This window comes from Nocardia sp. NPDC059240 (assembly GCF_042753865.1).
Lineage (GTDB): Bacteria > Actinomycetota > Actinomycetes > Mycobacteriales > Mycobacteriaceae > Nocardia.
The window spans coordinates 489,751-504,100 of sequence record NZ_JBHZAC010000004.1; the positions used below are offsets into that span (position 1 = coordinate 489,751).

General features: G+C 66.4%; 19 protein-coding genes, 1 tRNA gene, 1 pseudogene and 1 riboswitch. Of the genes and pseudogenes, 12 read left to right on the forward strand and 9 right to left on the reverse strand.

Annotated features, from left to right (window positions below):
• The first annotated feature begins 1 nt into the window (after nucleotide 1).
• Entirely contained in the window at nucleotides 2-442 is a 441-nt protein-coding gene (locus ACFXHA_RS16960; protein ID WP_379357579.1) for a DUF5994 family protein, read from the forward strand.
• 73 nt (nucleotides 443-515) lie between these two features.
• A complete protein-coding gene (locus ACFXHA_RS16965) occupies nucleotides 516-1,232 on the forward strand; it encodes a TetR/AcrR family transcriptional regulator C-terminal domain-containing protein (protein WP_379357581.1) in 717 nt (238 codons plus the stop codon).
• Here ACFXHA_RS16965 and ACFXHA_RS16970 read toward each other — a convergent pair.
• On the reverse strand, nucleotides 1,201-1,938 hold the full coding sequence (locus ACFXHA_RS16970) for a TetR/AcrR family transcriptional regulator (protein ID WP_379358312.1): 738 nt from the start codon (nucleotides 1,936-1,938) through the stop codon (nucleotides 1,201-1,203). The genes ACFXHA_RS16965 and ACFXHA_RS16970 overlap by 32 nt on opposite strands.
• 89 nt (nucleotides 1,939-2,027) lie before the next feature.
• On the opposite strand from ACFXHA_RS16970, the pseudogene ACFXHA_RS16975 reads away from it, so the two are divergent.
• Nucleotides 2,028-2,144, forward strand: a pseudogene (locus tag ACFXHA_RS16975) (acyl-CoA desaturase); the annotation flags it as partial.
• A 67-nt stretch (nucleotides 2,145-2,211) separates the two neighbouring features.
• On the opposite strand, the gene ACFXHA_RS16980 reads toward ACFXHA_RS16975, so the two are convergent.
• Complete coding sequence (locus ACFXHA_RS16980; protein ID WP_379357583.1) at nucleotides 2,212-2,661, reverse strand: DUF5994 family protein; 450 nt, start codon at nucleotides 2,659-2,661, stop codon at nucleotides 2,212-2,214.
• A 335-nt stretch (nucleotides 2,662-2,996) separates the two neighbouring features.
• Here ACFXHA_RS16980 and ACFXHA_RS16985 point away from each other — a divergent pair, with 335 nt between their 5' ends.
• A complete protein-coding gene (locus ACFXHA_RS16985; RefSeq protein WP_379357584.1) occupies nucleotides 2,997-4,454 on the forward strand; it encodes a protein kinase in 1,458 nt (485 codons plus the stop codon).
• Here ACFXHA_RS16985 and ACFXHA_RS16990 read toward each other — a convergent pair.
• Nucleotides 4,447-4,800, reverse strand: coding sequence for a DUF4870 domain-containing protein (locus ACFXHA_RS16990; protein ID WP_379357586.1), 354 nt, complete (start codon nucleotides 4,798-4,800; stop codon nucleotides 4,447-4,449). The two genes, ACFXHA_RS16985 and ACFXHA_RS16990, sit on opposite strands and share 8 nt — an antisense overlap.
• Before the next feature lie 115 nt (nucleotides 4,801-4,915).
• On the opposite strand from ACFXHA_RS16990, the gene arfB reads away from it, so the two are divergent.
• Together arfB and ACFXHA_RS17000 are read left to right on the forward strand one after the other, a co-directional pair.
• Nucleotides 4,916-5,344: an alternative ribosome rescue aminoacyl-tRNA hydrolase ArfB gene (arfB, locus tag ACFXHA_RS16995; protein WP_379357588.1), complete on the forward strand. Its 429-nt coding sequence runs from the start codon at nucleotides 4,916-4,918 to the stop codon at nucleotides 5,342-5,344.
• 61 nt (nucleotides 5,345-5,405) lie between these two features.
• Nucleotides 5,406-5,723: a DUF222 domain-containing protein gene (locus tag ACFXHA_RS17000; protein ID WP_379357590.1), complete on the forward strand. Its 318-nt coding sequence runs from the start codon at nucleotides 5,406-5,408 to the stop codon at nucleotides 5,721-5,723.
• Between the two features lie 21 nt (nucleotides 5,724-5,744).
• Here ACFXHA_RS17000 and ACFXHA_RS17005 read toward each other — a convergent pair whose 3' ends face one another.
• On the reverse strand, nucleotides 5,745-6,575 hold the full coding sequence (locus ACFXHA_RS17005; protein WP_379357592.1) for a helix-turn-helix transcriptional regulator: 831 nt from the start codon (nucleotides 6,573-6,575) through the stop codon (nucleotides 5,745-5,747).
• A gap of 102 nt (nucleotides 6,576-6,677) precedes the next feature.
• Between ACFXHA_RS17005 and ACFXHA_RS17010 the strand changes: the two genes are divergently transcribed.
• A complete protein-coding gene (locus tag ACFXHA_RS17010; protein ID WP_379357594.1) occupies nucleotides 6,678-7,400 on the forward strand; it encodes an SDR family oxidoreductase in 723 nt (240 codons plus the stop codon).
• On the opposite strand, the gene ACFXHA_RS17015 is transcribed toward ACFXHA_RS17010, so the two are convergent.
• On the reverse strand, nucleotides 7,401-7,574 hold the full coding sequence (locus tag ACFXHA_RS17015; RefSeq protein WP_379357596.1) for a hypothetical protein: 174 nt from the start codon (nucleotides 7,572-7,574) through the stop codon (nucleotides 7,401-7,403). It lies immediately after the preceding gene.
• 409 nt (nucleotides 7,575-7,983) lie between these two features.
• On the opposite strand from ACFXHA_RS17015, the gene ACFXHA_RS17020 reads away from it, so the two are divergent.
• Nucleotides 7,984-8,829: a DUF6551 family protein gene (locus ACFXHA_RS17020; protein WP_379357598.1), complete on the forward strand. Its 846-nt coding sequence runs from the start codon at nucleotides 7,984-7,986 to the stop codon at nucleotides 8,827-8,829.
• Nucleotides 8,830-9,006: 177 nt separating this feature from the next.
• On the opposite strand, the gene ACFXHA_RS17025 is transcribed toward ACFXHA_RS17020, so the two are convergent.
• Nucleotides 9,007-9,285: a hypothetical protein gene (locus ACFXHA_RS17025; protein WP_379357600.1), complete on the reverse strand. Its 279-nt coding sequence runs from the start codon at nucleotides 9,283-9,285 to the stop codon at nucleotides 9,007-9,009.
• Between the two features lie 245 nt (nucleotides 9,286-9,530).
• Between ACFXHA_RS17025 and ACFXHA_RS17030 the strand changes: the two genes are divergently transcribed.
• Entirely contained in the window at nucleotides 9,531-9,824 is a 294-nt protein-coding gene (locus tag ACFXHA_RS17030; protein ID WP_379357602.1) for a tyrosine-type recombinase/integrase, read from the forward strand.
• 84 nt (nucleotides 9,825-9,908) lie between these two features.
• Here ACFXHA_RS17030 and ACFXHA_RS17035 read toward each other — a convergent pair.
• Nucleotides 9,909-9,981: transfer RNA gene (locus ACFXHA_RS17035), tRNA-Lys, on the reverse strand.
• 223 nt (nucleotides 9,982-10,204) lie between these two features.
• Between ACFXHA_RS17035 and ACFXHA_RS17040 the strand changes: the two genes are divergently transcribed.
• Nucleotides 10,205-11,413: an Ig-like domain-containing protein gene (locus tag ACFXHA_RS17040; protein WP_379357604.1), complete on the forward strand. Its 1,209-nt coding sequence runs from the start codon at nucleotides 10,205-10,207 to the stop codon at nucleotides 11,411-11,413.
• Nucleotides 11,414-11,493: 80 nt separating this feature from the next.
• Here ACFXHA_RS17040 and ACFXHA_RS17045 read toward each other — a convergent pair whose 3' ends face one another.
• A complete protein-coding gene (locus ACFXHA_RS17045) occupies nucleotides 11,494-11,820 on the reverse strand; it encodes a hypothetical protein (RefSeq protein ID WP_379357606.1) in 327 nt (108 codons plus the stop codon).
• 181 nt (nucleotides 11,821-12,001) lie between these two features.
• Nucleotides 12,002-12,649: a cyclase family protein gene (locus ACFXHA_RS17050; protein ID WP_379357608.1), complete on the reverse strand. Its 648-nt coding sequence runs from the start codon at nucleotides 12,647-12,649 to the stop codon at nucleotides 12,002-12,004.
• A 127-nt stretch (nucleotides 12,650-12,776) separates the two neighbouring features.
• Between ACFXHA_RS17050 and ACFXHA_RS17055 the strand changes: the two genes are divergently transcribed.
• Together ACFXHA_RS17055 and ACFXHA_RS17060 are read left to right on the forward strand one after the other, a co-directional pair.
• Complete coding sequence (locus ACFXHA_RS17055; protein WP_379357610.1) at nucleotides 12,777-13,481, forward strand: hypothetical protein; 705 nt, start codon at nucleotides 12,777-12,779, stop codon at nucleotides 13,479-13,481.
• Between the two features lie 107 nt (nucleotides 13,482-13,588).
• Nucleotides 13,589-13,676, forward strand: a riboswitch (glycine riboswitch).
• Nucleotides 13,677-13,812: 136 nt separating this feature from the next.
• Nucleotides 13,813-14,346, forward strand: a complete 534-nt coding sequence (locus tag ACFXHA_RS17060; RefSeq protein ID WP_379357612.1) for a hypothetical protein — start codon at nucleotides 13,813-13,815, stop codon at nucleotides 14,344-14,346.
• Nucleotides 14,347-14,350 lie beyond the last annotated feature (4 nt).

The window sequence follows — 14,350 nt, forward strand, 5'->3', positions numbered from 1 at the left end:
GATGTTCCACTTCTACACCCCCCACATCGGGCCGGACCCGGATCGGACCCGACCCTTCCCCGTGCCGACCCGTGCGCCACGGCTGCTGCTGCAGGAGCTCCGCACCGGGACCGGCGAAGTCGACGGCGCTTGGTGGCCCTGGTCCTCCGATCTCACCGCCGAACTGCAGGATCTGATCGACGCCGTCACTCCGCGCATGGGGTCGATAGCGCGCATCGGATTCGACTGGAATGCCAGAAGTCTGGCCCAGCGCGGCATCGATCACGCCAACGGCATCGAGTTGTACAGCCCCGGCCTCGATCAGCCGCCCGCGGTCATGCGACTCACCGGAATCGACGGCAGCCTGCTGATCCTGCGCATCGTCCCGTTCGACACCCCGGTCCAACTCGCCGACGAGCAGATGCGGCGGGCTGCGCAACTTCGAACACCCCGGCGGCGGTAGTACCGCGCTGTCAACGGCGTATGTCTACGATCATGGCATTCGGATGGTCCGAAGGGAACGGAGGATCCTCCGCATGGTCGAGCGCGACACCGGCAAGACCTCGCGATCCGCGAACCGGCGGGCCGAACCCGGCAACGGCCCGATCACCAGGGCGGTCGTCTTGACCGCCGCACTCGAGCTGATCGATCGCGACGGTGTCGACGGGTTGTCGATGCGGCGGCTGGCCGAGGCCGTCGGGCGCGATCCGATGGTGATCTACCGGCATGTGGCGAACAAGGCGGCGGTCCTCGACGGGGTCGCCGAAATCGTCTTCGCCCAACTTTCCGTCGATGCCACCGACACCGACTGGAGCAATCAGTTACGGGTCGTCGCAAGGAATTTCCGCCGGCTGGCGCTGGCACATCCGCGGGTGGTGCCGCTGCTGGTGACCCGGCCGCTGTCCACGCCGCTGGGCCTGCGCCCGCCGTCGGTGGTGCGCCCGCTGGAGGACATCCTCGAATTGCTCACCCGCGCGGGGTTTTCCGGCGCGGACGCGCTTCATGTGTACCGTGCGCTGTTCGGATTCCTCTACGGGCACGTACTCAACGAGCTGCAAGAGATCGTGGAGCGGCCCGAGGAGACCGACGAGGTACTGCGCTTGGGCTTGTATCGCCTTCCGCTCGAGGAGTTTCCGCTGGTGCGCGCTCTCGCGCCGGTGCTGGCCTCTTATGACGGCGCGGCCGAACTCGAACGCGGCCTGGACATCCTGTTGACCGGCCTCACCGCGACGCTGCCCGTGCCCGGCCGCTGACCGTCGCCGAGCGGCCCGCCCCGCCCTCGGATTCCCAACGTTGTTGTGCGGCAATCATGTCGGCGTCTCCGACCGGGATGACGAGGCGGGGAACGGTGCGGGCGAGGCCGCTGAGCAGAATGTCGAGGCCACGTTCCAGCTCGATCGCGCCGTCGTAGCGGGCCAGCGCCGGGGCGAGCGCGCGGAGCAGGGGGAACTCGCCGATCGGGAGGTGATACAAACCCAGTCGCAGCAGATCATCCGTCTCCTCGGGATGTTCGATGAGTTCCTGCAGTTCGGTGAGGATGTGGCCGTGCAGGAATCCGAACAGCGCACGGTAGATGCGCAGGGAGTCGGGGCCGCTGAAGTCCGCCCGCGTGAGTAGTTCGAGGATGTGTTCGAGCGGTCGCAGGGTGCCCAGGGGGCGCAACGCCAGCGGCGTCGCCAGCGGGAGGGTGACCAGTAGCGGCACCGTATTCGGGTGCGCGACAGCGAGTTTGCGGAAATCGCGGGCGATGCTGCGCAACTGATGACGCCAGTCGGAGTCGTCGGCATCGACGGTCAATTGCGCGAGCACGAGCTCGGCGACCCCGTCGAGCAGTGCCGCCTTGTTCACGGCGTGCCGGTAGAGCGCCATCGGGTCGCGACCGAGCGCGCGCCCGAGGCGGCGCATCGAAAGCCGGTCGACGCTGTCGCGGTCGATGATCTCGAGCGCGGCGGTCAACATCGCGGTCCGGGTCAGCGGAGCCCTGCGCTCGTCCACACTGTTAGTCTACGCCGTAGACATCCATCGTAGTACGCGCCTAAGCCGGCAATATGGCGATCACACAGGTCGCGGTCTACGCGCATTTGGCCACCGAGGACGTCGCGGCGCTCGGGCACGAGCTCGATGCGATTCGCCGCGACATCGAGCAGCGACTCGGCGTCGACGACGACATCGGCTTCGGCGTCATGCGTCGCGGAACGAGACCGCCACCACTCCCCACTGACCCGGCGGACATCAGTTGGCCGAGGTGGTGCGATCCGCCCACCGCCGTGCGGCGATCTTCCTTCCGGCACGTGCTCGTCTGCGCCGAAGGCCCTGTCCGAGTAGTTCGTTCACCGTCGGGGTGCCGTTCGCCGCGGCCGCCGCGGTCATCGCCGCGCACGCGTCGCGTGGATCGGCCTCGGGCGGCACCACCAACACCACGAGCCTGCGGTTGCGGGCATCGATCAGTTCGACCGTGTGCGCCGGCGTGTAGCCGTGCCAGTCGAGCCGTACCGACTGTCCGTCGACGACCAGCGCACGGGTCGGCGTATCCCAGTCGATCAGGTAGTAGGCCACCCACAGCACCGGGCCGAGTCGATCCGCGAGGGCGGTGATCAGGCCGGGGAGCTCGTCCACGAGGTCGGCGGTGTACGGCCACCAGGCACCGTCGACGTAGCCGGTTTTCGGCGCACGGGGTTTCATCAACACCCTTGGACGAGGTTCGCCCAGCCCGAATCGGGCGACGGCACCGATGTGAGTCGGCTGTGACGTGCGGATCGACTGCGTCGCCATGATGTGACGTCGTCCTGTCTCAGCCCCGAGCGGGGCCGGGTCTTCGAGAATCGACTGCCGAAACGGTCTGGATACAACCGGATGCGAGCTGCCGCCGATATGTTCAGCCTACGCCGCACCGAAGCCGTAGACCTACGATGTTGACATCACTGTCGTGGGCGCAGGCACCGGACGGCACCGCCCCGATTCGAGTACGGTTGACTCGTTCCGAATGTTGCTGGGGCACAGAACTGCTGGGGGCCTTCATGTCGGCGCTGGGACGACCGGGCTGGGTGCTCGCCGACCGCTACCGGTTGATCGAGAAACTGGGCAGCGGCGGCTTCGGGACCGTCTGGAAGGCGCGCGACGACCGGCTGCGGATCGATGTCGCGGTGAAGGAAGTGCTGCTCCCCCAGGCCGAATCGAGCGCCGAGCACGCCGAGCGGGTCGCCCGTGCCGAACGCGAGGCCCGCAATGTCGCACGGCTGCGCGACCATCCGAACATCGTCAATGTCCTGGATGTCGTCACCGACGGCCGGACGCCCTGGATCGTCATGCGTCTGGTGTCCGGCCGATCCCTCAAACAGCGACTCGACAGTGACGGGCCGGTGGCGGTCGCGGAAGCCACCGCGATCGCCGACGCCCTGTTGCAGGCGTTGCGGGCCGCCCACGAGGCCGGTGTGGTCCACCGCGACGTCAAGCCCGGCAACATTCTGCTCTCCACCGAGGGCGAGGTGCTGCTCACGGATTTCGGGACCGCCCGCCATCATTCGGATCACACGCTGACCGCCAAGGAGTCGATCATCGGCTCGTTCGAGTACATGGCGCCCGAACGCATCGACGGCGAGGACACACCGGCCGGTGACCTGTACTCCCTCGGCGTCACGCTCTACCACGCGTTGGAAGGGGTGTCGCCGTTCCGCCGCGACACCATTCACGGCACCATGAAGGCGGTGATGTTCGGGACGGCTCCCCCGCCCGTGCGCGCCGGGCAACTCGGGCGGCTGGTCACCCGGCTGATGGACAAGCAGCCGGAGCGACGCCCCTCCATCCCGGACGCACTCACCCTGCTCACCTCGCCCACACCACCGGCCCTCACACCGAAACAGGAAGCCCCGGCCGAGAATTCACGACCACCCGGAGCCGGTCGGCGGCGACGCGAGGTCGGCCAGATACTGGCTCGCGCCCGCGATCACCAGAAGCGCGGCGACATCGGCGAGGCCGAACGACTACTCCGCCAGGCCGCGGCGATGGACGACGCCCTCTCCATGTCCTTCCTGGCGCGCCTGCTCGAAAACCGGGGTGCTCGAACCGAAGCCGAACGCTGGTACCGGCGGGCCGCCGAGAACGGCGAGACGCTCTCGATGCTCACCCTGGGCCATATGTGTATGAAGGCGGGCGACCTGGACCAAGCCGCCTACTGGTACCGCCGCTACATCGACAACGGTCACATCCTCGGAAAGGTCCACCTGGCAACCGTTCACGAGGCCCGCGGCGAAACCGATCGCGCCGAACTGCTCTACCGCGAGGTCGAACACGACGGCGACATGGTCGCCCTCAAAGCCCTCGGCGACCAATGGAAAGCCCTGGGCCGCAGGGAAGCCGCCGAACGCGCCTACCGCAAATCCGCGCGCGCCGGCTACGACCCCGCACGGGCCGCCCTCGAGAAACTACCCATGGCCCGGCCTGAGCACAGGCCGGGCCATGGACGGTCCATCAATTGATCGAGGCCGCCAGCCGATCGGCATACGGGGCAACGTATTTCCCGACGAGCGGTAGCTCCGCGCGGACGCCGCCGGTGTTGTTGGCCTGAATCATCGCCATGATCCAGACCACGACCGCGAAGACCGCGACCACGAGTCCGACCAGGCTGAAGATGATCCCCACAGCCCCGAGCAGCGACCCGACGATGCTCAGCACGATATTGACCACCGAGACCGCACCGAAGAAGACGACCGATTGCGCGGCATGGAACTTCACATCGGGGTCGTTCTTCCCCACGAACAGGAAGATGATTCCGGTGAGCCACCCCAGCGCATAGGACAGGATCGCACTGGTCTTTTTATCCATTCCGGCGGACTGGGGCCGGTCGGCAGGAGGTTGAGAAGATGTCATGCGGCAAGCAAATACCGGCCCCGCCCCCTACCGATCCCAACTTTCTCCCTCGTCGCTATCGTGAACGACCATGGCAGCGGACCTGACCGTGACTCGGGCGCTGGTGATCCCCGCGTCCGAGCTGCGCGAGCGGTTCTCACGGTCGTCCGGCCCGGGCGGGCAGCATGTCAACACCACCGACAGCCGGGTAGAGCTGTCGTTCGACCTGGCCAACTCGCCCTCGGTGCCGGAACCGCTGCGGATCCGGATGCTCGACCGCCTGGCCACTCGCCTGGTCGACGGGGTGCTCACGGTCGCCGCATCGGAGCAACGCGCACAGTTGCAGAACCGGGCCGTCGCCCGCGAACGCCTCGCCGCGCTACTACGGGATGCTGCGGCCGCCCCGCCGCCCACTCGCCGCGCCACCAAACCCTCACGCGGAGCGAAGGAACGCCGGATCGCCGCGAAGAAGCGGCGCGGTGTCACCAAACGCAACCGCCGCGCCGCGCCCGACGATTAGCCGCCCGCCGATTCCGCCAGTTATCGAACATACGTTCTATTCCTGGGGTAGGCTGCTTCGCGTGACCATACATTCGACCGTGCTGGCGCCGGCTGCACCAGCTCGAGGATGGCCGGAATTGGCCGATGTCGACTTACTGCGCACCCTCGTCGAAACCGAACGCCGCCGGAGGCGACTGGACGCCGCCATGCGTGCCGCCGTCGCTGAAGCCGAACGCCGCGGCCTGGCGGTCGACACCGGCTATCGGGACACCGTAGAGCTATTGACCGACCTACTGCGCATCAGCGCACACGAAGCCCGCCGCCGAATCGAATGTGCGGCCCCACAAGCCCGTTCGCGTTCCCGCAAAGTGTGGAGGGCGCTGGCGGCAGCAAGTTGAGGCCGGACACCGCCGTGCGGGTCAGGAGTCTCGGCGGGCAGTGGCAGCGAGGGAACCCAGCAGGGTGAGGGCGAGACTGCTGGGGGTGTCGGGGGCGGCGTGATAGACGACGAGTGCCTGCCCGGGGCTGGAACGGACATCGAAGGTCTGCATCGTCAAGGTGAGCGGGCCGACATCACGATGGTGGAACCGCTTGCTCTGCAGGGACTTTCCCCGAGCATCATGGGTAGTCCACAGCCGCGTGAACTCGGCACTGCGAGCGAGTAGTTCGCCCAGCACCTGCTGGATCCGCGGATCGTCGGGAGCTTCGCCGTGGCCGAACCGAAAGCCGGCCACCGAGTTTCGGGCGACGTCGGGCCAGTCCGCATAGAACTGCCGGGCGGCGGGGTCGGTGAAGACGATGTGCATGAGGTTGCGCGAGTGGGTCCAGTCGTGGAAGAGCGCGTCGGCGATCGCATTGGAGGCGAGGACGTCGAAGGCGCGGTTGTAGACGATGGCCGGATTATCGGGCCAGGCCCCCATGAGCTGCCACAGGCTCGCGTCGACACGGTCGGGCGCGACGGACATCCGGGTGCGCGGGGCGAGCCCCGCCAGCCGGAACAGATGCTGCCGGCCGTCGGCGTCGAGCCGCAACGCGGTGGACAGGGCATCGACCACCTGCGCCGACGGCCCGCGCTCCCGGCCCTGCTCGAGCCGGATGTAGTAGTCGACGCTGACCCCGACCAGCAGCGCCACCTCCTCGCGCCGCAGCCCCGGAACCCGGCGCGGCCCCGCCGACAGCAGGTCGACCTGCTCGGGGCGTAGTTGCGCGCGCCGGGCGCGCAAGTATTCGCCGAGCTCGGTGGGTGCCATATCGGTCATCGTAAGTCGCTCCCGCGCAATGATCCTGGGTGCGTTGCTCCCAGGAGAACGGCGTCCTGCCCCCGCGCTCTCATCGGAGTCACGGTGGTCGGCATGACCACGAAACAGAAGACCGTGCTGATCACCGGCGCCAGCAGCGGAATCGGCGAGGCCGTCGCCGCCCGGCTCGCCGGTGCCGGACATCGCGTCATCGCGGGCGCCCGCCGCATCGACCGCCTGCACGCACTGGCCGAACGCACCGACGGCGACCTGCACCCGATCCGGCTCGATGTCACCGACCCGGCCGACGTCGCCGCCTTCGTAGCGGCCGCCCACCAGCGAACCGGCCGCGTCGACGTACTGGTGAACAATGCCGGGGTGATGCCGCTGTCGCGGCTCGACTCACTGCTGGTCGACGAATGGAACCGGATGATCGACGTGAACATCCGCGGCCTCCTGCACGGAATCGCCTCGGCCCTACCGTATTTCACCGCACAGGGCTCAGGCCACTTCGTCACGATCGCGAGCGTCGGCGCACACGAGGTGGTCCCGACCAGCGCGGTCTACAGCGGCACCAAGCACGCCGCCTGGGCAATCACCGAAGGCCTCCGCCAAGAATGCGCCCCCTCGATCCGAGTCACCACCATCTCCCCCGGCGTAGTCACCTCCGAACTAGCGAACTCCATCACCGACCCCGCCGCAGCCCAAGCCATGCACACCTACCGAGCCCACGCCATCACCCCCGACACCATCGCCGCAGCCATTACCTACGCCATCAACCAACCCACCGAGGTCGACGTAAACGAAATAATCCTCCGCCCAACCCGCCAACGCTGACTACCCAGCTTCATCGCCGAGCCCACACTGAATCGCGTCGATCCGCTCCTCGACCACCCCGGCCCGCGCCACCAACTCAACCCGATCAGCCTCGGTAAGGCTCTCCGCCCCAAGCTTCTCGAACACACACGAGAGCACCGACCGCAACCCCTCCAACTCGCTACCCGTATCCACGAGCCCACCCTACGACCGCCCCAACCAAATGAAGCCCCCGACCGATTCCGGTCAGGGGCTTCATCTGTGGTGCGCCATCAGGGACTCGAACCCCGAACCCGCTGATTAAGAGATGGATCGGGCCCGGACAGCGGGGTATTTGACCGCTCGACGGAGTCTCGTGGCCATGACTTTGCGTCCGTGTCACTTGTGACGGCCGTGTGCACCGACTGCGCGTGGACCAGCGCGTTCGCTCCGCGGAGCAGTTCGACAGCCGAAACCCCGATACCTTTGCAAGATGGCAGACCTCCACGCGCTAACGGACCTTGCCTAATTCATTGGCCATAGAATATTGCCTAGGTCATCGGATTGACCTAGGCTGTCTAGAGACGGCCCGGGAGGGCGACTAACGAACCTTTGGAGCAACTAAATGGCACTGGACAAGCACTTCGAACAGATCAAGGTCGGCAAGCTCACGGTCGATCCGTCGATGGACACGGGGCGTCTCTATATGCAACGAGAGGAGATCGCCGCCTGGACTGCAAAGATCACCGAGGGTTGGGATGTGGAGATGCTTCTCCCGGCTCTGGTTTCGAAGCGAAGCGATGGCCAGCTAGTGATCATCGATGGACAGCACAGCAACCAGGCCGCCATCCTCAAGGAGGGCCCGGACTTCCTGCGCGACGTGATGGTTTACGAGCAGCTGAGTATCAAGCAGGAGGCAAAACTCTTCCTTGCCGCGAACAAGCATCGCAAGCCGGTCAGGCCCTTCGATAACTTCCGGGTCTCGCTTACGGCGGGCGACCCCATCGCGATTCGTGTAAACGATGAAGTGCAGGCCCTCGGCGACGACCTCCAGGTAGCTGCCTCCCCGAGCGCTAACCGTGTTGGTGCCGTCCAGGCTCTGCTGGTAATGGGCAAGACACCGGGAATGGTTACTCGAGTCTTGAAGGTGGTCAGTACGGCCTGGGGTCGCGATGCCAGCACCTGGGACAACATCATTCTGCGGGCGGTGGCCATGGTGCTGACTTGGCCAGGAAACTGGGAACTCGCAGACGATGCGCGGCTCATCAAGGTATTGAAGAAAGGTGGCTCCCCGACGATCTGGAAGCAGAACTCGGTACGCACGAGGGCGAGCGGTGGTGGCTCAGCGTCTCGGTCGACTCCGATGGCATTGCAGATTGTGCAGGACTACAACGTGAATGTGGATCGCGAAAAGACGCTCCTGACCGGCAAACCCACGAAGACATCGTCCGACCGTGATGACGCGTCGTAGACGTATGCATAGGTGCCGTTCGAGCCCGTTATGACAACGGCTGCCCTGACTACTAATACAGGCATCCTCCGCGGACGGGATCGTGTCAAGGATGCCGTAGGCGCCGCGTAGCGGCCGCTGGCTGGCGGTCGTTGGCTCGTCCTCCGATTCGCTCCGGCAGCGAGCCACTCCGATGCTCTACCGCTCCACAGGATCTCGGGTGTCGGGAGGGCTTTCGGCGCTGCGCGCTGCCGACATGCCGAGGGACCAGGCGCGGCGCACCATCAGCAGCCATGTGCATCGTAGCGCCGTCGCCCACACGACATTTTGATGGTGCTCGAACACGCGATGGACCGGAAACTGTTGGTGCGCAACGTCACCGATCAGATCAAGGCAGTGCCGCGGCGGCACAGGAAGCACAAGACCTTCACCGCCGAGGAGGTGATCGACAGCATAGCGAAGGACCGAAACGCGCATCTGCGGCACCTGGCGCTACACGGATTGCGTCGCGCCGAATCGGTGGTTTGCGGTGGCGTAATGTCGATTTCGTCGCGAAGGCGCTCTCGATGGAGATCGGTCGGGCCGATGCGCGGGACGGCATGGTGGTCGAGGACCCGCCCACAACCGAAGCGTCGCGGCGCACGTGCCGATGGACGAGAAGTTGGTGGAGGCGCTGCGGCGGGCACATCGGAGACAGGCGGGCGAGAAGCCGGCGGTCGGGGATGCCTACAGCTAGGGGCGGCTATGCGGCCCGCGATGAAGCGGGACGGCCATACCTCCCTTCGACGATCACGCACTTGTGGGGCAAGGCGGCCAAGGCGGCGGGCGTGCGGCACATTCGGCTGCACGACTGCCGGCTCAGCGCGGGGACGCTCATGCATCTGCGACGTGTGCCCATCGCCGTGATCGCGGAGTGGTTGGGCCACACCGATGCCGGTTTCACGCAGCGGACCTATGCGCACTCGCGGAAGGATGCCCTGGCGGACGCAGCGGCCACTTTGGGGGGGCGGTTGTGACAGCTCGTGATATCGAGACCCGTTGATCCCATTGAACGAGAGAAGCCCCCGACCAGAATTACCTGGTCGGGGCTCCTCTTGTTGTGCGCCATCAGGGACTCGAACCCCGAACCCGCTGATTAAGAGTCAGCTGCTCTGCCAATTGAGCTAATGGCGCGTGTATCGCCGCCGGGGGCTTGGGCTTTCGCTTTGGCTCTCTGCGGTGCGGAAAGAACATTAACAGGAGTCTGCACGGAAAGTGAAATCGCCCCTCTGAGCTGGGGGTTTTCCGGGGGGTCGAGGGTTGTTAACGCGGCGGGGGTGATCTCGGATGTTTGGGGAGAAGCGTGGTGGGTCGGCACAGGCGCGCGGTCGGGCGCCGATACGTGAACGGGGTTGCGATGAGTGGCGCGAAGGGTCGGCGACGGGCTAGGCGGTTGCTGGGTGTGGGGGCGGTGGTGTCCGTACTGGCGTTGGCGGTGGTCGGATGCTCGTCGGGGAGCAAGCACCAATCCACGGCGGGGGCAATCGATTCCAATCCGATCGGTGAGCTGATCAAGCCGAAGGTGATCGCGCCGGTCAAGGACGGGGACAAGGGTGTTTCGCCGGGTGAGCTGACCTTGAAGGTGGAGGACGGCAAGTTCACCGATGTGGCGCTGACCAATCCGGACGGTAAGCCGGTCGGGGGTGAGCTGGCGCAGGACGGCAGTTCCTGGAAACTGACCGAGCAGATGGGGTTCGGCAAGACCTACAAGCTCAGCGCGAATGCCATCGGGCTGGGCGGATCCACCACCACGACTATGAGTTTCACCACGATCACCCCGAACAATCGCACGCATCCCTATCTGTTGCCCGCCGAGAACGATGTGGTCGGGATCGGCCAGCCGGTGGCCGTGCAGTTCGACGAGAACATCCCGGATCGCCAGGCCGCCCAGAACGCGATCAAGATCACCACGACGCCCGCGGTGGAGGGCGCGTTCTACTGGGTCAACAACCGTGAGGTGCGCTGGCGGCCACAGCACTACTGGGCCCCGGGCACCAAGGTCGATATCGCCGTGCAGGCCTACGGCCGGGATCTCGGCAGCGGACTGGTCGGCGACAGCGACATCCACTCCAGCTTCACCATCGGCGACGCCACCATCTTCACCGCCGACGACGACACCAAGATGGTCACCGTCGAACGCAACGGCGAGGTGATCCGGACCATGCCGACCTCGATGGGCAAGAACTCCACGCCCACCGACAACGGCGTCTACATCGTGGGCGACAAGTTCGACCGGATCATCATGGATTCCTCCACCTACGGTGTCCCGGTGAACGCGCCGGGCGGCTACAAGACGCCGATCGATTGGGCGACGCGAATCTCGTACTCGGGCATCTTCTTCCACTCGGCCCCGTGGTCGGTGGGCCAGCAGGGTTCGGTCAACACCAGTCACGGCTGCCTGAATCTGAGCCCGGCGGACGCCAAGTGGGTCTACGACAACGTCAAGCGCGGTGACATCACCATCGTGAAGAACACGGTCGGCGGCACGCTCTCGGGCGTGGACGGGCTGGGCGACTGGAACATTCCGTGGGAGCAGTGGAAGGCCGGGAACGCCGACCGCGGCTGACAGACGACACGACCGAGGGGCGCCGACTCGATTGTCGGTGCCCCTCGGTCGTGCTCGACAGGAATCTCCGGGTGGCGGTTCTACTTGGTAGTACCCGGCACCTGGTTGGGGTTGGTCTGGATGTTGTTGCTCTTGAAGCCGTCGCAGCCCAGCGCCGCGAAGCCCGAGAGCGCGGACGCGGTGCCGAGCACCGTGCACGGGCCGCCCGGTCCGGCGGATCCGGTGCTCGCCGAGCCGAACGCGCCGCCGAGCTTGAGGCCCGAGGATCCGGTGACGTTGGCCTCCATCGGCGCGTTCGGATCGGGGTCGGTGGAGGTGGGGGTCGGCGTGGTGGCGCCCGGCGTGGTGGTGGTCGTGGAGACGTCGATGAGCGGAATCTCCGCCGACGCGACCGGCGCGGCGGTCACGATAGCCGCAACGGCTAGCAAAGTGGTTACGGCACAACGATTCACGTGCGGAGTCCTTCTGATCGAGCGCGGGTCGGGGGCCCCGACACCCCCAGTTTCCAGAGCAGTCTACGAAGATCGTGTGAGCCGCGCGGCAAAATGCGACACACTGACGTTTCTCTCACACTTCGGGGCCCTGACCTCACCCTTCGACGCGCGCGACCGCCCGTACGGGAGCACCGTCGGCCCCGGGCAGATTGAGCGGGAACAGCGAGACCTCGATCGGCCGTCCGGCCTCCTGCAGCGCCAGTAGTTCGGACAAACCGGTCAGATTCTCGGCGATCACACCGTGCGCGCCGCACAGGATCCGATGCACGGGAATCTCCTCGGTAGGCGTCGGATCGACGGACAGCGCGTCGACCCCGATCGTCCGCACCCCGACCGCGATCAGATACTCGGCCGCCGCCACCGTCAGATGCGGATGGTTCAGATACTCGCGGGTGCCCCAGTGCCGCGACCACCCGGTGACGATCAACACGATCTGTCCCGCCGCCACCCGGCCTTCGAAGAACTCGCGCCCGATCGCCCCGCCCGCCCCCACCGCGCGCGCGTCGATCACGACCGCGGGCCCGACGAATCGTTCCAGCGGCAGCTCGTCGAGGGTAGGCAGCGAGTCGTCGATATGTCGTGGCGCGTCCACATGCGTCCCCGTCTGCGAACCCATGTCCAGGTGCAGCACATTGACACCGTCGACGGCCACCGTGAGCGCGGGCCGGAGCGTGACCTCCGGGTCGCCGGGATACACCGGCATACCGGACCTGATCGGTACCGAAAGATCGATGATGCGCACTTTCCGCCTGCCTCCCTGTGATTTTCGCGCGAAGATGACAGCAGCAAGATCGAATGACGCCGCGCCGATGAGGCTGGGAACACTACAAGATTCGAGAATCGCCATGTCTGCCATACATATTGCCGTGTTGAACCGCAGTACCGTACTGACCGACGCCCAGGTATCCGCCGTGGTGCCCGCCCTGCAGACGCAGGTGCACCGGGATTGGGCCCCCGCCTGGGGCAGTGACGCCGACCTGACCTTTGTGGCAAGCAATCAGCAGCCCGAGCCCGGCGCCTGGTGGCTGGTCGTCTCCGATGATTCGGATCAGGCCGGCGCGCTCGGCTACCACGACCTCACCTCCGAGGGCCTGCCGATCGGAAAAGTGTTCGCGCGCAGCGACCTCGACGCCGGGCTGCAGTGGAGCGTGACCGCGAGCCACGAACTGCTCGAGATGCTCGCCGACCCCGACATCAACCTGGCCGCCTATGTGTTCACCTCCGGGACCGCGGGCCGCATCTACGCCTACGAGGTCGCCGACGCCTGTGAGGCGGATCAGTACGGCTATCAGATCGACGGAGTCACGGTGTCGGACTTCGTATTTCCGGCCTGGTTCGAGAACTTCCGGACCGCGGGCAGCACCCAGTTCGACTTCGGCAAGCACATCACCACGCCGTTCCAGCTGCTGCCCGGCGGCTACATCGGCGTCTTCGACATCACCGGCGGCAGCGGCTGGCATCAGCTGACCGCCCAGGACTCCCCCGCGCGCTATGCCATGCGGGCCCGGGTCGGCAGCCGCCGGGAGCGCCGCCGCACCCCGCGTGACCAGTGGCTGCTCAGCGATCCCAAGTAGGACGCGGTGAGATAGGCCACGTTTCGGATGCCATCGGGTTGCTGGTCCCTGGCCAGCAACCCGCTTGTCGACTAGGCTCGCCCGGACAATCGAATACTCGGCCGCTATGAGTCGTGGCGGGAGAACCCCGGAACCCGGGGTACCGAAGGAGCAACCTCCCCGGAATCTCTCAGGTACAGATACCGTTTCGACCAGGCAACTCTGGAAAGCAGGCGTATCCACGCCTCACCTACGGTGCAAATCGCGTATCCCGCGGTGAAGCTCTCAGGTCCCGTGACAGAGGGGGAGATCCGATAACCGGGCGGCTGCCCGGCTGACCAGAGGACCTCCCATGCCCGGCCGTTCCCCCCTGCTTCCCCGCACCGCCGCCGAACCGACCCCGGTCGACTCGCGCCCGCCGGTCCCCCCGCTGGACACTCTGACCGCCGCCGCACTCGGCCGCCGATACGCCTTGGCGGAGGTACTGAACTACACCCGCCGATTCGCCACCGCCTATTGCCGCGCGGCACTCGGCGCGAGCCCGGACGCCGATCGGCTGGCCACCGAGGTCAGTGCCACCGTCGCTACCGGCTGGCCCACCGCGCACGCCGCGCGCCGCGACTTCCTGGAATTCCTGCATTCGACCGCGCACCGCGCGACCCGTCTCGCCCGCTATGAAACGTCACGTCCTCGACTACCCGGCGAGCTGACCGACCAGCAGCGCGAAATCCTCACCCTGCGCGTAGCAGTAGGGCTCTCACCCCTGGAAACGGCTGTCGCACTGGGTATCCGGGTACTCGACGTGCATCGGGACTCCGGCCGCGCCCTGACCCGCCTGCGCCGGACCGCACACCGGCACACGCCCGAGTGCGCCGTCGCCTGCTGACGAA